The organism is Aeromonas popoffii, from assembly GCF_000820025.1.
GTDB lineage: Bacteria > Pseudomonadota > Gammaproteobacteria > Enterobacterales > Aeromonadaceae > Aeromonas > Aeromonas popoffii.
Genome location: NZ_CDBI01000067.1, coordinates 1 through 21,639, shown reverse-complemented (window position 1 = coordinate 21,639; position 21,639 = coordinate 1). Strand labels below are relative to the sequence as shown.

Sequence of the window (21,639 nt, the reverse complement as noted above, 5' to 3'; positions counted from 1 at the left end):
GCGCTTGGCTGAGTATATGGGGGCGCAGAGATGAGATTCAATCGCCGAAACCGTAAAAAGCATGAAAGGGGCAAAAAGCCCCTTTCATTTGATTAAAAATCAGACTGTTACTCTGATGCAGCGGCCTGGGTCTCGGGATTTTCGTAGATCATCAAGGGCGCGGAGTCCCCTTTGATCACCGTCTCGTCGATCACCACCTTGCTGACACCGTCCAGGGACGGCAGGTCATACATGGTATCGAGCAACACGGCTTCCACGATGGATCTCAGACCACGGGCACCGGTTTTCCGCTCCATCGCCTTGCGCGCGATGGCGTTCAGGGCGTCGTCACGGAACTCCAGCTCCACCCCTTCAAGATCAAACAACGCGGCATATTGCTTGGTCAGCGCGTTCTTCGGCTCTTTCAGGATCTGGATGAGGGCTGCCTCGTCCAGCTCGGTCAGGGTCGCGACCACCGGCAGACGACCGATGAACTCGGGGATCAGACCATATTTGATCAGATCTTCCGGCTCCACCTTGGCGAAGTTTTCGCTCAGGGTCGCTCTGGCATTCTTGGATTTGACGTCAGCGCCAAAACCGATGCCGGTGCCCTTGACGGATCGCTGCTCAATGACCTTGTCCAGACCGGCAAAGGCACCACCACAGATGAAGAGGATCTTGGAAGTATCAACCTGCAAGAACTCCTGCTGCGGGTGCTTGCGTCCACCTTGCGGCGGGACGGAAGCAATAGTGCCTTCGATCAGTTTGAGCAAGGCCTGCTGCACACCTTCCCCGGACACGTCGCGGGTAATCGAGGGGTTGTCTGACTTGCGGGAGATCTTGTCGATCTCATCAATGTAGACAATGCCACGCTGGGCCTTCTCTACGTCGTAGTCACACTTTTGCAGCAGCTTCTGGATGATGTTTTCCACGTCTTCGCCCACATAACCGGCTTCGGTCAAAGTGGTGGCGTCGGCCATGGTAAACGGCACATCCAGCAGACGAGCGAGTGTTTCGGCCAGCAGCGTCTTGCCGCTACCGGTCGGGCCAATCAGCAGAATGTTGGACTTGCCCAACTCCACACCACCGGCTTCGCTGCTGTTGCGCAGACGCTTGTAGTGGTTGTAGACGGCCACGGCCAACACCTTCTTGGCATATTCCTGCCCGATCACATAGTCATCCAGGTGAGCACGGATTTCATGAGGGGTCGGCAGCTCGCTACCATCGCGCTTGGGAGAGATCTCGCGGATCTCTTCGCGGATGATGTCGTTGCACAGCTCGACACACTCATCACATATGTAGACGGAAGGGCCAGCGATCAGCTTGCGCACTTCATGCTGGCTTTTGCCGCAAAAAGAGCAGTAGAGCAGCTTATCACCCTCACCCTTGCGTTTTTCTGTCATTCAGCAACCTCGTTTTATCAATAGAGGATGGATCGTCCTGTTGAGATTACAACAGTCCGGGACACCCTGCTCAGCCGCGCTGGCTCAGGATCTTGTCTACCAGACCATAAGCCACGGCTTGTTCGGCGGACATGAAATTGTCACGGTCGGTATCACGCTCTATGTTGGCCATGTCCTGCCCGGTATGGAACGCCAGGCGCTCGTTCAGGGTATTCTTGATCTTCAGGATCTCCTGGGCATGGATCTGGATATCAGATGCCTGGCCCTGGAAACCGCCCAACGGCTGATGGATCATCACGCGGGCATTAGGCAGGCAGAAACGCTTGCCCTTGGCACCACCGGCCAGCAGGAAGGCCCCCATGGAGCAGGCCTGCCCCATGCAAACTGTGCTGACATCCGGCTTGATGAACTGCATGGTGTCATAAATGGACATGCCGGCCGTGACGGCACCACCCGGAGAGTTGATGTAGATGCTGATGTCCTGATCAGGATTCTCTGACTCCAGGAACAGCAACTGGGCTACCACCAGATTCGCCATATGATCCTCGACCTGACCGGTCAGGAAGATCACCCGCTCCTTCAACAGACGAGAATAGATGTCGTAGGAACGCTCCCCTTTTGCAGTTTGCTCTACCACCATGGGGATGAGCGCATTGCGTGGGGATTCAGTCACATCGTTATAGTTCTTGTACATAAGGCATTGTCCCTAAAATAAAATGGCCCGAGTGGAGATCACACGAGCCATTATACTTAACAGTCTTGACCTTAAGTCAAATGTTCTTAGGCAGCGGCACCGGACTTATTGATCACTTCGTCAAAGGCAACTTCTTTCTCGGTCACTTGCGCCTTGGACAGGATCAGGTCGATGGCTTGATCTTCAACCGCCAGATTGCGCACGCCATTCAGCATTTGCTCATTCTTCTGGTAGTACTCGATCACTTCCTTCGGATCTTCGTAGGCAGTGGCCATGGACTCGATGATGCTGGTCACGCGAGCATCGTCAGCCTTGATCTCATTGGTACGGATCACGTCGCCCAGCAGCAGACCTACGCGAACACGACGCTCGGCCTGGGCCTGGAACAACTCGGCCGGCAGCTCAGGTGCGTTGCCGCCCTGGAAACCACCGAAACGCTGCAGGGCCTGCTGACGCAGGGCGTCAACTTCCTGCGCAACGGCAGCCTTCGGCAGATCGATCTGGTTGACTTCAACCAGGCCGTTCAGCACTTGCTCTTTCACGCTGTTTTTCAGGGCTTGAGCCAGTTCGCGCTCCATGTTCTTGCGCACTTCGGCTTTCAGCTCTTCAACGTTACCGCTCTCGATGCCGAAACGCTTGACGAACTCTTCGGTCAGCTCAGGCAGGATCTGCTCTTCAACCTTATTAAGCTTGGCTGCGAACTTGGCAGCCTTGCCTTTCAGGTTTTCAGCGTGGTAGTCAGCCGGGAAGGTCACGTCGATGGTGAACTCGTCGCCTGCTTTCTTGCCCATGATGGCGTCTTCGAAGCCAGGGATCATGCGGCCGGCACCCAGTACCAGGTTGAAGCCTTCGGCTTTGCCGCCGTCGAACTCTTCACCATCAATGGAACCGATGAAGTCCATGGTCACACGCATGCCATCGGCAGTGGCGGCATCAACATCAGCCCAGGTGGCGTGCTGCTTGCGCAGGGTGTCGATCATGTTGGCCAGATCTGCATCCTTGACAGTCGCAACCGGCTTCTCGACCTTGATGGTCTCGAGGCCAGCCACTTCAAACTCGGGGTACACTTCGAAAGTGGCGCTGAAGACGAAGTCCTGACCTTCCTGGATCTCTTTCGGGTCCATGGTCGGGGCACCGACGGGGCTCAATTTGTTTTCGATGATGGCCTTGATGAAGTTGCTCTGCATCATTTCATCAGCAACGCGAGCGTGAGCCATGGCACCGAACATCTTCTTGATGATGGTAACCGGCGCCTTGCCAGGACGGAAACCGTCGACGCGACGGGTTTTGGCCAGGCCATTCAATTCTTTACGCACGGCAGCGTCAACGGTAGCAGCCGGTACAGTGATGGTAAGACGGCGTTCCAGACCCTGGGTTGTCTCTACAGAAACTTGCATTCTTTTACCTCGTTCAACTCAGCACTGTGTGCTGACCCTTATTGCCCCTGGGCAAAGCCCGGAGTCTTCCTGTTTATAAAGACAACGACTGTCTTTGTGATGAGAAAAGATGACGCGGCATTATAGCGGCGCACTTTGGTCGAGTCGAGCCACACATCCCCCAACGAGGGGCCGAAGGCACAATTCGCGCAAATCTGACTCTTATATGGGGAAGCCCTGGCCCGACTTCAAGCGCGCGATACACAAGAATTTGCACTTGCTCACCTTTTTACGCGCAAAGGCCTACTTTTTCACCTCATTTCCCGTGAAAAAGCCGCCCTGTTCGTGGACTGCGACCCAAATTGTCCACCCCATCACATCAACCATTGCGTCCATGGCTGCTGCTCGCTATGGTGACAACCAAATTTATGAGTCTGGAGTGACCAACATGGCCTTTTTCCGCTTCTTGTTTAACCTGCTCTGGTTTCTACTGGGGGGCGTCTTCATGGGGCTGGCCTGGTGGCTGGCAGCTCTGCTCTGCTTTGTCTCGCTGATCGGGATCCCCTGGGGTCGTGCCTGCTTCGTCATCGGCACCTTCACCTTCTTCCCGTTTGGCAAGCAGGCGGTGAGCCGCAAGAGCATGACAGGGCAGAGTGATATAGGCACAGGCACCCTGGGGTTGATCGGCAACATCCTCTGGTTCCTGGTGCTCGGGATCTGGCTGGCCATCGGCCACATCGCCTCGGCGCTGGCCTGCTTCGTGACCATCATAGGTATTCCGTTTGGTATCCAGCACCTCAAGCTGGCGCTGATCGCCCTTGCCCCCATTGGGCAGATGGTGGTGACCAATCATGAAGCCGAATCCGGTCGCTACATTCGCTGAGTACCACGAAAATCGCACAGGCAAGCTGCCTGCGCCGCAAAAAAAGGGCAGACTAGGGTCTGCCCTTTTTCATTACTACCGCCCGAGGCCAGCCATGCTTCCCAGCCACTTTTTCGCCAATCTCGCCCGCATGAGACTCATCTATCGCTGGCCACTGATGCGCAACATACAACCCGAAAACATCGCCGAGCATAGCCTGCAAGTGGCCATGGTGGCCCACGCCCTTGGGCTCATCCACAATCGACTGTTCGGTGGCAATGTGGACGCCGATCGCGCCGCTGTGATGGCGCTCTATCACGACAGCAGCGAGGTGCTGACCGGCGATTTGCCAACCCCGGTCAAGTACTTCAATCCCGAAATTGCCCGGGAGTACAAGAAGATAGAGCTGGCCGCCGAGCAGCGTCTGCTCGCTATGCTGCCACCGGAACTGATGGAGGATTTTCGCCCCCTGCTGGACTCGGGCGCGCAGGATGCCGAACTGGCCCGACTGGTGAAGGATGCCGATACCCTCTGCGCCTACACCAAGTGTCTGGAGGAGTTAAGCGTCGGCAACCGGGAGTTCGAACCGGCCCGCAAACGGCTGGAGGGGATGCTGGAAGCACGGATGAGCCCGCAGATGCGCTACTTCATCGACGTCTTCGTGGCCAGCTTCTCGCTGCCGCTCGATGAGCTGAACGCGCACTAAGCCACGCCACACGACCTGAAAACAGAAGGGCCCGCCGGTTTGCACCGGCGGGCCCTTCGTTCTTTATCGGCGGCTCAGATGCCGCGCATCAGTGACCCAGCTCGCGGGATGGCACCAGTCCGCTCGCCCGCCAGGCGGGGTAAAGCGTCGCCAACAGGCTCATCAGTATGGCCGCTCCGGTCACGATCAACAGATCCTGCAGATGCAATTCGGTGGGCAGGAAGTCGATGAAGTAGATGTCAGGGTTGAGGAACCTGTGGCCGATCACCCCTTCAATGAAGCTCAGGATCTGGGTCAGCTTGCTGGAGAGCAGGCCGCCGAGCAGGGCACCGAGCAGCGCCCCCATCACACCGTTTACCATGCCCTGAATGACGAAGGTGAGCCGGATCTGGCCTGGGCTCGCCCCCATGGTCTTCAAGATGGCAATTTCGCTGCGCTTCTCGTTCACCGCCATCACCAGGGTGGAGACGATGTTGAAGCAGGCCACCGCCACCACCATCAGCATCACCACGTACATGACGGTACGCACCATCTGGATGTCCTGATAGAGATACCCCTGGCGGCTCATCCAGCTACTGATGTAGACGTAGTGCGGGAATTTCTGGGCGGCGGCCACCGTGATGGACTGCGCCTTGAGCACGTTCGTGACTTTGAGGCTGAAGCCCTCCACCGCACTGCCCATGCCGGTGATGGCCTGGGCATCGGCCAGGTGCATAAAGCCGAGCACACCGTCTAATTGGCCGCCGATTTCGAGCAATCCCACCACCTTGAGGGATTCCCGTTTCGGGTTCTTGATGGCGGACGCATCGCCCGCCTGGGGCAGCAAGAGCGCGACCGTATCCCCGATGGTGACCCCCAGCTTGTCGGCGATGGTCTTGCCGAGAATGAGCCCGTGCTCACCCGCCTGCAGCTCGCGCAGACCGCGCCCCGTCATGTACTTGCCCGCTTCGGACAAATTGGCTTCGAGCTCGGGCAGCACGGCGCGTACCTGCAATCCCTTGAGGGCATTGCCGTGCTCCAGCAACCCATCAAGCCGGATAACGGGCGCGGCGGCTTCCACGCCGGGCTGGGCCAGCAGGTAGTCGCGCAACGTGGGCCAGTCGGGCAGCGGCGCCTCCATCCCCATCAGCTCGCCGTGAGGCACCACGGAGAGCACCCTGTCTTTCAGCTCCCGCTCGAACCCGTTCATGGCAGACAAACCCAGAATGAGCGCCATCACCCCCAGGGCGATGCCGATGAGGGAGGAGGCGGAAATAAAGGCGATGAAGCCGTTGCGACGACGGGAGCGGCTGTAACGCAGGCCCAGAAAGAGGGGCAGCGGTTTGAACATCAGGCGACCTCCGCCATGATGCCGCTCACCAGGGTCACCCGCCGATGGAGCTTGGCAGCCAAGCTGAGATCATGGGTGACCACCACAAACGCCGTGCCCAGCTCGCGGTTGAGCTCGCACAAAAGCTCGTAGACGGCGGTGGCACTGGCGTGATCCAGGTTGCCGGTGGGCTCGTCCGCCAGCACCAGGCTCGGCTCATTGACCAGGGCACGGGCGATGGCCACCCGTTGGCGTTCGCCACCGGAGAGCTCGGAGGGTCTGTGATGGAGGCGATGGGAGAGCCCCACCCGCCCCAGCATGCGAGTCGCCTTGTCGGTGGCACTGGCCACCGACTCGCCGGCGATCAGCAGCGGCATAGCGGTGTTCTCCAGTGCGGTGAACTCGGCGAGCAGGTGGTGGAACTGGTAGACGAACCCCAGCTCCTGGTTGCGGAATTTGGCCTGGGTGCGACTGTCCCAATGATGGATATCCTGCCCCTTGAACAGCACGGCGCCGCTCGACGGATTGTCAAGCGCCCCCATCAGGTGCAGCAGGGTGGTCTTGCCCGAGCCCGAGCTGCCCACCACCGCCAGCATTTCGCCGGGGGCGACGGACAAGTCGATCCCCTTGAGCACCTGGGTCTCCAGCTCGCCCTCTTTATAGACATGATTCAGTGCCTGACAACGCAGCAGAGGTTCACAGGAGAAGGGGTCATTCATAAACGGGGCTCCACTAACGCCAGATGTAACAATAGAAGATGAATTATTCATAACGCAGCGCCTCGGCCGGTTTCACCCGCGCCGCACGGGCCGCAGGATAGAGGGTGGCGCTGAAGCTGAGCAGCACGGCCCCCAGCAAGATGGTGATGACCTGGGCCGGCTCCACGATCACCGGCAGGCCGCTGCCACCGGCCGTCATGTAGAGGTTGAGCCCCACCGCATTGAGCAGGGGGTTAAGACCCAGAGAGAGGCCGAGCCCGACCAGACCACCGAGCAGGGCACCAATCACACCGCTGGAGGCGCCGAGCACCATGAAGATCTTGACTATCCCAGCCTCGTTCATGCCCATGGTGCGCAAAATGGCCACCTCCCCCTCCTTGTCGGTGACCACCATCACCAGGGCAGAGAGGATGTTGAAGGTGGCGACCGCGATGATCAGCACCAGCATTAGCCCCATCATACGCTTCTCCATGGCAACCGCCTGGAACAGATCGCCGCGCTCGCGGCGCCAGTCCTGCCACTCCAGTCCATCTGGCAGCGTCGTCTTTATCACCTGGTCGGCGGCGAAGGGGTCATTCAGCCAGAGTCGAATGCCGCCGACGGTTTCTGTCGGCAGGCGCAGCAGGCGCTGGGCATCCCCCAGCGCGATCAGCGCAACCTGGCTGTCCACGTCGGCACCCACCCCGAAGATCCCGGAGACGGTAAACAGCCGCTGGGCCGGCACCCGGCCAAAGGGGGTGAAACGGGTACCTTCGGTCAGGATCAGACGAACCTGATCGCCCATGGAGACCTGGAGGCGATTGGCCACCCCCTGCCCCAGCACTATGTGATAGTCACCGCGCTGCAGACTGTCGAGGCGTCCCAGCTGCATCTGGGCGTGCAGTATGTCCTCCTTTGGCCACAGGGCCGGGTCTATGCCCTGCACGCTGACGCCAGTGAGCTGACCTGGGCTCTGCAACATGCCTTCGCTGTCGAGCATGGGGGCGCTGGCGATCACATGGGGCAAGTTGGCCAGATCGGGTAAACCTGCGGGCTGGGCGTCGATGCGGCCAGCCTGATTGGTCACCACCACATGGGGGATCACCCCCAGGATGCGCCCCTTGAGCTGCCCCTCGAAGCCGTTCATCACAGAGATGACCACCATCAGGGCCGCGACCCCGATGGCGATACCAAAGGTGGAAAACAGGGAGATGAATGAAACGAAGCGGTTACTGCGTCGTGAGCCTGCGTAACGAAGGCCAATGGCCAGCGACAGCGGCTGAAAAAGTCCAGTCTTCAAGGATATCTACGTTGCCAACAAAATAAGATACCGGATAATAAAGGGAAACCGTCTATGACAACAAGGGATAGCCTCCATGCAGGAACAGTTCTTCAGCGTCACCCATGCCACCCCGGTCAATGTGATCCCCATGCCCGGTGACTTTCATCTGCCGACGCTGGAGGCACTGGAAGCCGAACTGCCCGAACCCTTTCGCATCGCCTCCTCCATCACCTCCATCGACATAGTGACCAGTCGCCTGATGCGCAACCAGAACGAGTCGATGCACGACCTGGTGGAGATAGTCAATCAGCAGTCCCGCAAGATCGACATGATCATGGGCTATGTGCTGTCGGTGCAGGATCACCCCGAGCATCGCTTCCACACACTGCGCTTTAGCGCCGGCCAGCTCACTTACCTGCATCCACGCCAGGGCCATGGCGAGCCACCGCACCTGCACCAGATAGTGCGGCTCAAGATATTCCTGCGGGAAGAGGCCTCCGCCATTTACTGTTATGCCCAGGTCAAGCAGCTGGAACCGAGCGAACACGGCACCCACGTGCTGCTCGACTATGTGAGGATCCGCGAGGATGACCGCGAACTGCTGGTGCGTGCCAGCCTGCATGTGCAATCCAAGCAACTCAAACTTCGTGCTCAAGACCGCCAACGTTAAAAGAATCGAATGATGCCAATGAAGCTTCCCGCCTTGCCCGCCAAGGCGGGCCAAAAAATAACGCTCGGCCAGTTGACAGGCAGCAGCCTCTCGCTGGTTGCCGCCCGCCTCACCCAGGAGGCCAACCGCCCCGTCCTGCTGGTGACCGCCGATACCCCGAGTGCCCTGCGCCTCGAGCAGGAGCTTCAGTTCCTGTTGGCAGAGCAGGGCTCGCCTGTGCTGATGTTCCCGGACTGGGAGACGCTGCCCTACGACACCTTCTCCCCCCATCAGGACATTATTTCCCAGCGCCTCGAGACCCTCTACAAGCTGCCGCAGATGAGCAACGGCGTGCTGATCGTGCCCATCTCCACCCTGATGCTGCGCTGTGCCCCCCGGGCCTATCTCGACAAGTACAGCCTGATGGTGAAGGCCGGCCAGCGTCTCAACCTGCAACAGTTGCGGGGGCGCCTGGCCGAAGCCGGCTACGTGGCGGTGGAGCAGGTGCTGGAGCACGGAGAATTTGCCGCCCGTGGCTCACTGCTCGACTTGTTCCCCATGGGCAGCAACAGCCCCTATCGCATCGACTTCTTCGATGACGAGGTGGACTCCATACGCCCGTTTGATCCCGAGACCCAGCGATCCAGCGACCCCGTCAAGACGGTCAGCCTGCTGCCGGCCCGGGAGTTTCCCACCGACGAGGCGGCCATCGAGCTGTTCCGCGGCCAATTTCGCGAACAGTTCGAGCTGTCGCGCTCCGAGGGCTCCGTCTATCAGGAGGTGAGCAAGGGGCGCTGGCCCGCGGGCATCGAATACTATCTGCCGCTCTTCTTCAGCCAGACGGCCAGCCTGTTCGATTATCTGCCGGACAACACCTTGCTGCTCACAGTGGGGGAGATCTATCCCGCGGCCCAGCGGTTCTGGAATGACATAGGCCAGCGCTATGAGGACAGACGTTGGGACAACACGCGCCCGCTGCTGCCCCCTCAACAGATCTACCTGCCGGTGGAGCAGCTGTTTGCAGCGCTCGGCCACTATGGCGCCGTACGGTTGCAGGAGGCTGCCACCGACGGCGGGGCCGGCCAGTGGGATCTCCCCATCGCCCCCCTGCCCGAACTGCAGCTCGATCACAGCAAGGAGCAACCCATGCTGGCGCTGGGCCAGTTCCTGGACAGCTTCACGGGCCGCACCCTGTTTGCGGTGGAATCAGAAGGGCGACGCGAGGTGCTCGGCGATCTGCTGGCGCGCATCGCCCTGCAGCCCAAGGAGTTCTCCTCCCTCGAGGCCTTCATGGCGAGCAAGGCGCGCCACGGCCTGCTGGTGGCGCCGCTGGAGCGGGGCTTCCTTTTGCAGGAGAGCGGCAAGGACGCACTCGCCCTTATCACTGAGACCGAGCTGCTGGGGGGCAAGGTACGCAGCAAACGCCAGCGGGAGAAGAGCAAGAACCTAAGCTCAGATGCGGTGATCCGCAACCTCGGCGAGCTGACCCAGGGCCAGCCGGTGGTGCACCTGGATCACGGGGTCGGCCGCTATCTCGGGCTCGAAACCATCGATGCCGGCGGCCTGCCCACCGAGTTCCTGACCCTGGAGTATGCCGGTGGTGACAAGCTGTTTGTGCCGGTTACCAGCCTGCACCTCATCAGCCGCTACACCGGCTCCGACAATCCGCCCAGCCACAAGCTGGGCGGTGAGGCTTGGGTCAAGGCGCGGCGCAAGGCGGCGGAGAAGGTGCGCGACGTGGCGGCCGAGCTGCTGGATGTGTACGCCCTGCGGGCAGCCCGTCACGGTTTTGCCTTCCAGCACGACAGGGAGGCTTACCGCCAGTTTGCCGCCGGTTTCCCGTTCGAGGAGACAGAAGATCAGCTCAATGCCATCAACGCTGTGTTGGGGGACATGTGTCAGGCCAAGAGCATGGATCGGCTGGTGTGCGGCGACGTGGGCTTTGGCAAGACCGAGGTGGCGATGCGCGCCGCCTTCGTGGCGGTCCATGGCGGCAAGCAGGTGGCGGTGCTGGTGCCGACCACCTTGCTGGCCCAGCAGCACTACGACAACTTCCGTGATCGCTTCGCCAACTGGCCGGTGCGGGTCGAGGTGCTGAGCCGCTTCCGCTCCGCCAAGGAGCAGAATGCCGTCATGAAAGAGCTGCGCGAGGGCAAGGTGGACATCATCATCGGCACCCACAAGCTCTTGGGCTCAGAGCTCACCTTCAAGGATCTGGGGCTGCTGGTGGTCGATGAGGAGCACAGATTCGGGGTACGCCAGAAGGAGAAGATCAAGGCGCTGCGGGCCGACGTGGATATCCTGACCCTCACAGCGACGCCGATCCCGCGCACCCTCAACATGGCGATGGCTGGCATGCGGGATCTCTCCATCATCGCCACCCCGCCCGCCAAACGGCTCGCCATCAAGACCTTCGTGCGCCAGCAGGAGCCCGCGGTCACCCGCGAGGCGGTGCTGCGTGAACTCAAGCGCGGCGGCCAGGTCTACTACCTGCACAACGACGTGGAGAGCATCGAAAAATGCGCCAGCGATCTCGCCGAGCTGGTGCCCGAGGCGCGCATCGGCATCGCCCACGGTCAGATGCGCGAACGCGATCTTGAGCGTGTCATGTCGGACTTCTACCACCAGCGCTTCAGCCTGCTGGTCTGCACCACCATCATAGAGACCGGCATAGACGTGCCGAGTGCCAACACCATCATCATGGACCGCGCCGATCATCTGGGGCTGGCCCAGTTGCACCAGTTACGGGGCCGGGTTGGCCGCTCCCACCACCAGGCCTATGCCTACCTGCTCACCCCCCATCCCAAGCTGATGAGCAAGGATGCGGTCAAGCGGCTTGAAGCCATCGCCTCGCTCGAGGATCTTGGCGCCGGCTTTGCGCTGGCGACCCACGATCTGGAGATCCGGGGTGCCGGCGAGCTGCTGGGCGACGATCAGAGCGGCCAGATCGAATCGGTCGGCTTCACCCTTTACATGGAGATGCTGGAGCAGGCGGTCGAGGCGCTGAAAAATGGCAAGGAGCCGTCGCTGGAGCAGCTGATGAGCCAGCACACAGAGGTCGAGCTGCGCCTGCCCGCCCTCTTGCCGGACGACTACATACCGGACGTCAACATGCGCCTCTCCATGTACAAGCGCATCGCCAGCGCGGCCGACGAGCAGGAGCTGCGCGAGCTGAAAGTGGAGCTGATCGACCGCTTCGGCCTGCTGCCGGAGGCAACCAAAACCCTGCTGGAGCTGGCCGCCTTCCGCCAGCGCGCCACTGCGCTGGGCATTCGCCGGGTGGAGATGAGCGAGCGCGGCGGTTACCTGGACTTCACCCAGGAGACCCGCGTCAACCCTGGCTATCTGGTCAAGCTGCTCTCCAGCCAGCCCCGGGTCTACAAGATGGACGGGCCAACCCGGCTGCGTTTCCAAGTACCGACCCAGGAGCGCGCCATGCGACTCAAACTGGTGGATGGCTTGCTGGCGGATCTGGCCAACAACAGTCTGTGAGGGCGAGCCTTGCTGGCAGATAGTCCAGCGAATGAAGCCAACTAAAACGGGAGCCAAATCGGCTCCCGTTTTTTATTTGCTATCTGTCAGCAGGGTACTATCAGCCCTGGTTGGCCGGATCCTCGTGGGAGGAGAATTCGCGCATAAAGGCCTCGGCCCGCTCCACCATCTTGGTGGAACCGACGAAGTAAGGGGTGCGCTGATGCAGTGCGGTGGGCTGGATGTCCATGATGCGGCCAAATCCGTCTGAGGCCTTGCCACCGGCCTGCTCCACCAAAAACGCCATGGGATTGCACTCATAGAGCAGGCGCAGCTTGCCGTTCGGGGAGTTGGTACCGGACGGATAGATGTAGATGCCGCCCTTGAGCAGATTGCGATGGAAATCGGAGACCAGAGAGCCGATGTAACGGGAGGTGTAGGGTCTGTGGGTCGCCTCGTCCCGCTCCTGGCAATATTTGAGGTACTTCTTCACCCCGTCCGGGAACTTGATGTAGTTGCCCTCGTTGATGGAATAGATCTTGCCCTCCTCCGGGATGCGGATGTTCTCGTGGGAGAGGCAGAAGCAGCCAATGGACGGGTCGTAGGTAAAGCCGTTGACACCAAAGCCGGTGGTGTAGACCAGCATGGTGGAGGAGCCGTAGACCACGTAACCGGCAGCGACCTGACGGTTGCCCGGCTGCAGGAAGTCTTCCAGGGTGACACCGGCACCGGACGTGCTGACGCGGCGGTAGATGGAGAAGATGGTACCGACCGAGACGTTGACATCGATGTTGGACGAGCCGTCGAGGGGATCGATCAGCACCACGTATTTGGAGTGACGGGAGAGCTCGGAATCGAAGGAGACGAAATCCTCCTCCTCTTCAGACGCCATGCCACACACTTCGCCGCGCGCCTCCAGCGCCGCCTTGAAACGCTCGTTGGCGTACACATCCAGCTTCTGCTGTACCTCGCCCTGCACGTTCTCAGCGCCCATGGAGCCAATGATATCTGCCAGCCCCGCCTTGTTGATCTCCCGGTTCACCACTTTGGCGGCCAGACGGATGGAACTGAGCAACGAGGTCAACTCCCCGGTCGCGGTGGGATAATCCGCCTGTTTTTTGACGATGAACTCGCCCATGGTGATCATGTTTCGCATTATTGTTCCTTTAAGATCGTTTCCGTTGGCTTTGAAAACGTTTGCACGCACCGACAAAAAAAGTGCCGATCCTCGGCAGCCTTGTTTTGTAACCTAATGTAACGTTTGTTTTTTGTTTTTGCAGCGAATTAAGCCGCTGGATAAATGCGCATCATGGCCCTCCAGACCCCACAAAAACACGCTTAAACCGGTGTCAATCGGTAACTTTCACCATGTTAATTCGTGATGCAAAGTCACGAACAGGCCGCCATGGTGGGTGCAACGGCCCACTTGGCCCCCCAATCTGGGTAGCTGACGGCAAGGTCAGTGCCCTCCTCTTGAGATCTCCAGATCGATCCCGCACACTGGCCAGGCGTTGGAAGCAAAAAAACATAAGGATATTCAATGAAAAGGACTCTCATTGCCGGCACGGTTGCTGCCCTGTTCGCACTCCCCATCATGGCGGCACAGGTACCTGCCGGTACCCAGCTGCTACCTGCGGAGCAGCAAACCTTCATTCGCAACATCAATACTGAACCCGCCTCCATCGATCCCCAAATGGTGGAAGAGAGCGCGGGCAGCGATATCGTCAACGACCTGTTCGAGGGGCTCTACACCCTGGATGGCAAGGGTAAACTGCAACCTGCCGGCGCCCTTGGCTACGAGCTCGACAGCACGGGCACCGTCTACACCTTCAAGCTGAGGCCCGATGCCAAATGGTCCAACGGCGAGCCGGTAACGGCGGCCGATTATGTCTATGGCTGGCAGCGGGCGGCGGATCCCAAGAATGCCTCCAACTATGCCTGGTTCATCGAGCTGACCGGCGTCACCAACGCCAGTGAGGTGGTACAGGGCAAGCAGAGTCCGGATACGCTGGGCATCAAGGCGATCGATGCTCATACCCTGCAGATCACATTAACGAACCCGGTGCCCTTCTTCCTCAAAACCCTCTCTCACTACACCACCTTCCCGGCGCCGAAGGCGACCATAGAGAAGTTCGGGCATGAGTGGGTCAAGCCAGGCAACATCGTCTCCAACGGCGCCTTTGTGCTCAAGGAGTGGACCCCCAACGAGCGGCTCATCGCCGAGCGCAATCCCCTCTACTGGGATAACCAGAACACAGTGCTCAACAAGGTGCTCTATCTTGAGATAGTCTCGGATACCGCCGCCTACAACCGCTATCGCGCCGGTGAACTGCACTACACTACCTATCCGCTGGAGCAGTACAAACAGCTCAAGAGCAAGAGCCCTGAAGAGCTGGTCAACGCGCCCATGCTCGCCACCTATTACTATGTGTTCAACACCCAGCGCAAACCATTCGACGACCCGAAAGTACGCAAGGCGCTGTCGCTTGCCATCGACAGGGACACCATCACCGAGAAGATCCTGGGGCAAGGTCAACTCTCCGCTTTCAGCCTGACCCCGCCAAGCGTCGACGGTTTCGAGCTCAAGCGCCCGGTCAGCCAGTTGCTGAGCAAGGAGGAGCGCATCAAACAGGCGAAAGCGCTGCTGAGCGAGGCGGGCTACGGCCCGGACAAGCCGCTGGATGTGGATATCCTCTATAACACCAACGAGAGCCACAAGAAGATAGCGCTGGCCATCTCCTCCATGTGGAAGCACAACCTGGGAGTCACCGCCAAGCTCAACAACATGGAGTGGAAAACCATGGTGTCCGCGCTCAATGAGGGGGATTTCGGCGTCAGCCGCTACTCCTGGAACGGGGATTACAACGATGCTTCGACCTTCCTCGACATCATGACCTCCAGCAGCAGCGCCAACAGCGGCAAGTGGTTCAACAAGCAGTATGATGCCCTGCTGGCCAAGGCCCATGACTCCAAGGATCCGGCCGAGCGCAACCAGCTCTATCAGCAGGCCGAGGCACTGATCGATGACGAGGCTCCCATCGCCCCCGTCTACTTCTACGTCAAGTCACGGCTGCTCAAGCCCAGTATCAAGGGCTATCCCTATCAGAACCCGCAAGACGTGGTCTACTCAAAAGACCTCTACCTCACCGCGCAGTGACGCTCTCACCCCCTGAACAGAAAGACCGCCTCTAAGGCGGTCTTTTTTTCAATCTTCCCGACAGCTCGCCAGCGCCTCTCTGGCACGGCGACGCAGTACCACGGGCCTGACCAGCAGTTGCGCCAGCAAGACCCCGAGCAACGTCATGCCGCCCCCTATCAGGTGATAGCTGGTCAGCTTTTCCCCCAGCCAGCTGATGGCCAGCGCCGCCGTCATCACGGGCAACAGGTTCATGAAGATGGCGGTACGGCTCGCCCCCAGCAGGGCTATGCCCTGCATCCAGAGCCAGGGTGACAAGGCCGAGGTAGGAATACCGGCGTAGAGGATAAGCCAGAGCGCGCGACCATCAGGCCACTGCCCGTCCACCAACAGGTAAAACGGGGTGAGAAACAGCAGGCTGCACAGCACCTGGCCATAGAGCATGGACCAGTTGTCCAGCCCCAGATCCCACTTCTTGAGCAGCACGCTGTAAAGCGCATAAGTCGCCGCCGACAGCAGCATATAGACGGATCCGATGTGAATGCCCCGGGTGATCAAACGGGAGGGATCCCCCTGCCCCAGCAAGATGGCCAGCCCCAGAATGGAGATGGCGCCACCGAGCAGAGCGCCCCAGGTCGGACGCTCACGCAGCAGCCAGATGCTGAGCAGCACAGTGATCAACGGAGTCAGCCCCATCATCAGGCCTATCTCGGTCGCCCCCAGGGTTTGCGCCGCGTAGTAGCCGAAGGTCTGGTTCAGCACCATGCCGAGCAGGGCCAACGCCGCCAGGTGATAGAAGCCGGCCCGCAGCTTGGCGCGATCCCGCCAGGCCCGGTGCGCGAGGAAAGGCGTCAAAATGATGGCTGCCACCATCCATCGCGACCAAGCCAGCGCCGCCGGTGAGAGCACCCCGACCGCCAGCTTGCTGACAATGCCATTGCCGGCCCAGATGGCCATGCAGGAGAAGGGAAACAAGAAGGCAAAGGGCATCACTATATCCAGAAAAAACGAGCGGGTATTCCCGGCGGGAGTCGGGAGTATAGAGAGGCAAGCAGGATTAGCAAGTACCGGCCGGCCTTGTCAAGGCAGGCAGGTTTGAAACGGCATCGAACAGAGCCAATGTGGGCAGATCAGGGCCAAAAACAATCATGCCCGCACGGGGGCGGGCATGAAGCGACGGGATGGAATGGTGAAGCAATCACGCCGCATCCATGTGCAGTCTGGAGATCATGGCGTTGACCTCGACCACGGTCTGGCGGTGGGGGATGTCAGCTGGCGTTGGCATCATCAGCAAGCCTGACTGGAAATCAAAACGCCCCCTGCCGTGGATATAGATCCGTCCCTTGAAGAAGGTTTTGACATGTTTTGCCACCATCAGTGGCAGGTACTTCTTGAACACTCTCATCGTTTGCAACCTCTTGCAGTTGTATCCGTATGACAGCAGCTTCTGCGAAATAATTCCGTAAAATCTATATAAACATCCGGAAAAATCGCGACTCTCTTCCCCAAAAAACCAATTTATAACTTTTTATTAACTTTTAGCGTATTGTATGTGGTCCTTCCAACCAGAGCAAGACCCCCTTGTCATCTTGCCACTCGATACAGGCCAGACCCGAGGTGGCAAACATGGGCGCACCCGCCGCAGGACAGAGGCTGTGCACCAGATACCCCACCAGCGGCAGGTGGCTGACCATCAAAATATTGTCATGTGTTGTCGCCAGCGCGGTGAGATAGCTCGCGACAAACGCCGGGTCGCCATAGGGGGTGATCTCGCTGCTCTCCTCGACCCTGGCGGCCTTGGGTAATTGATTGCATATGCTCTGCCAGGTTTGTCTGGCACGCAGATAATTGCTGTGAATAACCAAACCCAGTTCGCCATCCAGCTGGGGCGCCAGCCAACTTGCCATGTGGATGGACTCTTTAATGCCCTGCTCGGTCAGTGGACGCTGTTCATCTGTTTTCGCATTCATGCCAGCCTGGCCATGACGCATGATGTAGATTTTCATTACAACCTCGCCCAAGGGGCCTGTTTTGATAGCGGGGGGATCTTACCCCGCCATGCCGGGGGAAACAATTGCGCTACCTCTCAGAAAAGGGTTTGCCTCACTGGATAGCGGGGTCGATAATCATGTTTAAATTCAAATAAATCCAACATGAGTCACGCCCCAATGAGCCCATATGCCAGTCCCAATGACCATCGGCAGTACCACTATCTGGAGCTGTCAAACCGGCTCAGGGTCTTGTTGATCTGCGATCCCGATACCGACAAGTCAGCCGCTTCCCTGGCCGTCAACACCGGTCATTTCGACGATCCGGCCGATCGACAGGGGATGGCTCATTTCCTGGAGCATATGCTGTTCCTGGGCACCCGAACTTATCCCAAGCCGGGTGAGTACCAGCAATTTATGAGTCGTCATGGCGGCAGCAACAACGCCTGGACCGGCACCGAGTTCACCAACTTCTTTTTCGAGATAGACAACGGCTTCTTCGAGGCCGGGCTCGACCGTTTTTCCCAGTTCTTCATTTGCCCCACCTTCACCCCCGAATGGGTGGACAAGGAGCGCAATGCAGTCGACTCCGAGTACCGCCTCAAGCTGCAGGACGATGTGCGCCGCAGCTACCAGGTACATAAAGAGACGGTCAACCCGGCCCACCCCTTCTCCAAATTCTCGGTCGGCAACCTGGATACCCTGGCCGATCTGCCCGGTCGGGATCTGCGTGCCGATCTCATCCGGTTCTACGAATCTCACTACAGCGCAGATCGCATGGCGCTAGTGATGATCTCGCCTGAATCCATCGGGACCCAGATTGCGTGGTGCGATCGCTTTTTCGCTCCCATTTTGAATCGCAATTTGGGAATACCGCCCCTGACGCACCCCCTCTATCGCCTCGACGATCTCGGCATCCGCATCCGCATCAATCCGGTCAAGGAGACCCGCAAGCTGGCGCTGACCTTCCCACTGCCCAACGTCGACGAGTTTTATGACAAAAAACCCCTCACCTTCCTGAGCCACCTCATCGGTTATGAAGGGGATGGCAGCCTGCTCTCCCTGCTGAAAGCGAAAGGCTGGGTCAACCAGCTCTCCGCCGGGGGGGGCATCAGCGGTGCCAACTTCAAGGATTTCGGGGTGAGCTTCGGCCTTACGCCGCTTGGGCTCGAACACGTCAACGAGATAGTGGCCGCCCTGTTCGGCTATCTGAAGCTCATCGAACACGGCGGGGTGGAAAGCTGGCGCTACGAAGAGAAGCGCACCGTGCTCGAGTCGGCATTCAGCTTCCAGGAGCGGGGCCGGGCACTCGACACCGTCTCCGGGCTGGTGCTCAACCTCTTTAGCTACAAAGCCGAAGACCTGCTCTACGGCGACTACATGATGCGCGAATACGACGAGGCGCTGATCCGCCGCCTGCTCGCCAAGCTCACCCCACACAACCTGCGCATGACCATCTCGGCGCCAGAGCTGGCCACAGATCGCCTCGCCCGCTGGTATCAGACCCCCTATGGCGTCGACGTCATCACGGAAGCGGAGAAGATCCATTGGCAACAGAGCAAACCTGATCCGTCCCTCGCCCTGCCCTTGCCCAATCCCTTTATCAGCAGCCGGCTCGATCCGCGCCAGCCGGCGCTGCAGGCCGACATGCCCGCCTGCCTCATCGACAGGCCAGGGTTTCGGCTCTGGCATCTGCACGAACATCAGTTCAGCGTGCCCAAGGGCAATCTCTACATCTCCATCGACAGTGAGCACGCGGTCAAAAGCCCGCGCCACATCGCCATGGCGCGGCTGGCGGTGGAGCTGCTCACCGATCACCTCAACGCCCTCACCTACCCGGCGGAGCTGGCGGGGCTGGGCTACCAGATCTATGCCCACCAGGGCGGCTTTACCATCAACCTGAGCGGCTTTGCCGACAAACAGCCGCTGCTGCTCGACATGATCCTCGGCAACCGCACTCTGGGCTATCCGGATCCGGGCCGCTTCGCCGAGATCAAGGAGCAGCTCATCCGCAACTGGGACAACCAGTCCAAGGCTCGCCCCATCTCCCAGCTGTTCAACCAGCTCACCAGTTTACTGCAGCCAAACAACCCGCCGTTCGAGCAGTTGCTGCGCCATCTGCGCACCGTGGAGCTTGGCGAGATGCCGGCGTTTGTCGCCCAGCTGTTTGGCGAGGTGCACATCGAAGCCCTGGTACACGGTGACTGGGACGCCGCCGAGGCACTCGAACTGGCCGCCCTGCTGGAACGCCATCTCGGTGCCAACAGCCAGCCCAGTGCCGAGACCCGCCGCCCGCTGATCTCCATTCAGGACAGAGGCACCCTGATCCGCGAGCAGGGTTGTGAACACGAAGATTCGGCCCTGCTGGTCTACTACCAGTCCCGCACCACCCGGGCGCGGGATCTTGCCTGCTTCGCCCTGGCCAACCACATCATGTCATCCAGCTTCTTCCACGAGCTGCGCACCCGCCAGCAGCTCGGCTACGTGGTGGGTGCCGGCAACCTGCCCCTCAACCGCCACCCCGGCCTTATCTTTTATATCCAGTCCCCGGTGGCAGGGCCGCAGATCCTGCTCGATGCCGTAGAGGAGTTTATCGACCTCTTTCCCCTGGCCATGCTCGAATTCACCGAGCAGCAGTGGCAAGAGAGCAAGGCGGGACTGCAAGCCCAGCTGAGCGAGCGGGATGCCAACCTGCGCAGTCGTGGCCAACGGCTCTGGGTCAGCATAGGCAACAAGGATCTGGGCTTTGATCAGCGCGAAAGGGTGTGCGATGAGGTGGGCATGCTGAGCCGCGCCGATCTGGTGCGCTTCATCATACAGCTGCGCTCACGCACCTCGGATCGGCTGATCCTCTGCAGCTATGGCCAGGGCCACGAGCACGACGAGCGCATCACAGGCCAGTTTATCGATGATCCCAAGGCGTTCCGGCTCAATGCCAGCACCTGCCAGGCCTGATAGAGACATTCTCGCCCATCAGCCAATCCCGCCCAATAAAAAGCCGACCCCTGGGGGTCGGCTGGAAAAACCATAATCAATTGCGACCAAAGCCGCCAAAAGTGAACATGAGCGTGAAAATCAGACACTGTGTTGATGGTGGACCGGATGGTTCAAACCAGAGCGCACCTGCCAATATCAACAGTGATTGAGAAACAGGCTCATCATAGGCACGCCACTCCCTTGCCACGTTGATCTATGTCAAAGGAGGTAGCAAAGAGTCCGTGACCTGCGGCTTTGTCGAGCGAGATCACACTTTCAGCCCCGGCGGATCAGGCGATAGGCCACTTCATCGAAATAGGAGAGCTGACCGGAGAGCACCCTGGGATGGTCCACCTCTGCCGCCCGGCCCAACACCTCCACTCGAAAATCGCGCTCGAACAGGGTACGCACTTCCATCTCCCCCACCGAGAAGGGCGGCTGCCGCTGCTGCTCCGGCTGATACTCCAGGGTCACCAGCAGGATCTGGCCACCGGCTTCCATCAGGCGGCTCATCAGCTCCGCATACTGACGGCGCATGTCCGTCGGCAAGGCGATCAGGGCTGCCCTGTCATAGGCCAGCCGGTAACGACGCCCCAGCTCGGGGGCGGCAAAAAAGTCCCCCTGATGGATGCGCAGGGAGCCGTGCTGATGACACTGATAGGGGCCCAGCTCGCCGAGGGTATGGGTGAGCTGGTTTTCACTGAAAAACTGTTCAATGGCGAGCGCAGAGAGCTCGAAGCCATCGATGGGGTGCCCCAGGCCATTGAGCCAGAGCATGTCGCGGGATTTGCCGCACAGGGGCACCAGCACGGGTTCTTCCTGTTGCTGGGCAGACCACCAGGATTGCAGCCAGCGATTGAAATCCGCCTGATGAAAGCCAATCCGGTTCTCTTCCCAACGCTGATGCCAAAACGCCGCTTCCATCGTTATTACCCTTCTGTGCTAAAGATGCCTCAATATCACAACTTAACCGGCACCGCGCAACCCTTCCCCTGCCCTTTTTGTCAGACAGACGATGACAACGCGATACACGGCGATACCCCCTATTTTTGACACGTTTGTGGCAACAAGGTGGCCATGACCTTGTGTAACAAGGTCATGGCCACCTTG

Annotated in this window: 17 protein-coding genes; 6 read left to right on the top strand and 11 right to left on the bottom strand. The window is 59.6% G+C overall.

Annotated elements, in window-relative coordinates; translation table 11 throughout:
• Positions 1-107: 107 nt before the first annotated feature.
• The 3 genes from clpX to tig all read right to left on the bottom strand — a co-directional run bounded on the left by clpX (position 108) and on the right by tig (position 3,473).
• Positions 108-1,382, bottom strand: a complete 1,275-nt coding sequence (clpX, locus tag BN1129_RS14425) for an ATP-dependent protease ATP-binding subunit ClpX (RefSeq protein ID WP_042037414.1) — start codon at positions 1,380-1,382, stop codon at positions 108-110.
• Between the two features lie 70 nt (positions 1,383-1,452).
• Positions 1,453-2,076 carry an ATP-dependent Clp endopeptidase proteolytic subunit ClpP gene (clpP, locus tag BN1129_RS14420; RefSeq protein WP_042037413.1) on the bottom strand — a complete coding sequence of 208 codons (624 nt, stop codon included), beginning with the start codon at positions 2,074-2,076 and terminating at the stop codon, positions 1,453-1,455.
• 86 nt (positions 2,077-2,162) lie between these two features.
• Positions 2,163-3,473: a trigger factor gene (gene tig / locus BN1129_RS14415; RefSeq protein WP_042037412.1), complete on the bottom strand. Its 1,311-nt coding sequence runs from the start codon at positions 3,471-3,473 to the stop codon at positions 2,163-2,165.
• A gap of 427 nt (positions 3,474-3,900) precedes the next feature.
• Between tig and BN1129_RS14410 the strand changes: the two genes are divergently transcribed.
• Entirely contained in the window at positions 3,901-4,335 is a 435-nt protein-coding gene (locus BN1129_RS14410; protein ID WP_042037411.1) for a YccF domain-containing protein, read from the top strand.
• A gap of 94 nt (positions 4,336-4,429) precedes the next feature.
• Entirely contained in the window at positions 4,430-5,020 is a 591-nt protein-coding gene (yfbR, locus tag BN1129_RS14405; protein WP_042037410.1) for a 5'-deoxynucleotidase, read from the top strand.
• Between the two features lie 88 nt (positions 5,021-5,108).
• Here yfbR and lolE read toward each other — a convergent pair whose 3' ends face one another.
• The 3 genes from lolE to BN1129_RS14390 are packed head-to-tail and all read right to left on the bottom strand — an operon-like array spanning position 5,109 to position 8,327.
• Positions 5,109-6,350 carry a lipoprotein-releasing ABC transporter permease subunit LolE gene (gene lolE, locus BN1129_RS14400; RefSeq protein WP_042037409.1) on the bottom strand — a complete coding sequence of 414 codons (1,242 nt, stop codon included), beginning with the start codon at positions 6,348-6,350 and terminating at the stop codon, positions 5,109-5,111.
• Positions 6,350-7,048 (bottom strand): lipoprotein-releasing ABC transporter ATP-binding protein LolD, encoded by a 699-nt coding sequence (gene lolD / locus BN1129_RS14395; RefSeq protein ID WP_042037408.1) that lies wholly within the window; start codon positions 7,046-7,048, stop codon positions 6,350-6,352. The genes lolE and lolD overlap by 1 nt, the downstream gene beginning before the upstream one ends.
• A gap of 43 nt (positions 7,049-7,091) precedes the next feature.
• Positions 7,092-8,327 (bottom strand): lipoprotein-releasing ABC transporter permease subunit, encoded by a 1,236-nt coding sequence (locus BN1129_RS14390; protein ID WP_042037407.1) that lies wholly within the window; start codon positions 8,325-8,327, stop codon positions 7,092-7,094.
• A gap of 76 nt (positions 8,328-8,403) precedes the next feature.
• On the opposite strand from BN1129_RS14390, the gene BN1129_RS14385 reads away from it, so the two are divergent.
• Together BN1129_RS14385 and mfd are read left to right on the top strand one after the other, a co-directional pair.
• Positions 8,404-8,979, top strand: a complete 576-nt coding sequence (locus BN1129_RS14385) for a hypothetical protein (RefSeq protein WP_042037406.1) — start codon at positions 8,404-8,406, stop codon at positions 8,977-8,979.
• A 9-nt stretch (positions 8,980-8,988) separates the two neighbouring features.
• Entirely contained in the window at positions 8,989-12,450 is a 3,462-nt protein-coding gene (mfd, locus tag BN1129_RS14380) for a transcription-repair coupling factor (protein ID WP_042037405.1), read from the top strand.
• Positions 12,451-12,550: 100 nt separating this feature from the next.
• Here mfd and fbp read toward each other — a convergent pair whose 3' ends face one another.
• Complete coding sequence (fbp, locus tag BN1129_RS14375; RefSeq protein WP_042037404.1) at positions 12,551-13,585, bottom strand: class 1 fructose-bisphosphatase; 1,035 nt, start codon at positions 13,583-13,585, stop codon at positions 12,551-12,553.
• Positions 13,586-13,969: 384 nt separating this feature from the next.
• Here fbp and BN1129_RS14370 point away from each other — a divergent pair, with 384 nt between their 5' ends.
• Complete coding sequence (locus BN1129_RS14370) at positions 13,970-15,586, top strand: peptide ABC transporter substrate-binding protein (RefSeq protein WP_042037403.1); 1,617 nt, start codon at positions 13,970-13,972, stop codon at positions 15,584-15,586.
• A 48-nt stretch (positions 15,587-15,634) separates the two neighbouring features.
• On the opposite strand, the gene BN1129_RS14365 is transcribed toward BN1129_RS14370, so the two are convergent.
• The 3 genes from BN1129_RS14365 to sixA all read right to left on the bottom strand — a co-directional run bounded on the left by BN1129_RS14365 (position 15,635) and on the right by sixA (position 17,571).
• A complete protein-coding gene (locus BN1129_RS14365; RefSeq protein ID WP_042037402.1) occupies positions 15,635-16,555 on the bottom strand; it encodes a DMT family transporter in 921 nt (306 codons plus the stop codon).
• Between the two features lie 208 nt (positions 16,556-16,763).
• Positions 16,764-16,970, bottom strand: a complete 207-nt coding sequence (locus tag BN1129_RS14360; RefSeq protein ID WP_042037401.1) for a DUF1107 domain-containing protein — start codon at positions 16,968-16,970, stop codon at positions 16,764-16,766.
• A 133-nt stretch (positions 16,971-17,103) separates the two neighbouring features.
• The gene (sixA, locus tag BN1129_RS14355) at positions 17,104-17,571 is read right to left on the bottom strand and encodes a phosphohistidine phosphatase SixA (protein WP_042037400.1); all 468 of its coding nucleotides are present in this window, start codon (positions 17,569-17,571) and stop codon (positions 17,104-17,106) included.
• A gap of 162 nt (positions 17,572-17,733) precedes the next feature.
• On the opposite strand from sixA, the gene BN1129_RS14350 reads away from it, so the two are divergent.
• On the top strand, positions 17,734-20,508 hold the full coding sequence (locus tag BN1129_RS14350) for an insulinase family protein (RefSeq protein WP_042037399.1): 2,775 nt from the start codon (positions 17,734-17,736) through the stop codon (positions 20,506-20,508).
• Between the two features lie 297 nt (positions 20,509-20,805).
• Here the strand turns inward: BN1129_RS14350 and BN1129_RS14345 are convergent, their stop codons facing one another.
• Positions 20,806-21,453 (bottom strand): thiopurine S-methyltransferase, encoded by a 648-nt coding sequence (locus BN1129_RS14345; RefSeq protein ID WP_042037398.1) that lies wholly within the window; start codon positions 21,451-21,453, stop codon positions 20,806-20,808.
• Positions 21,454-21,639: the final 186 nt, after the last annotated feature.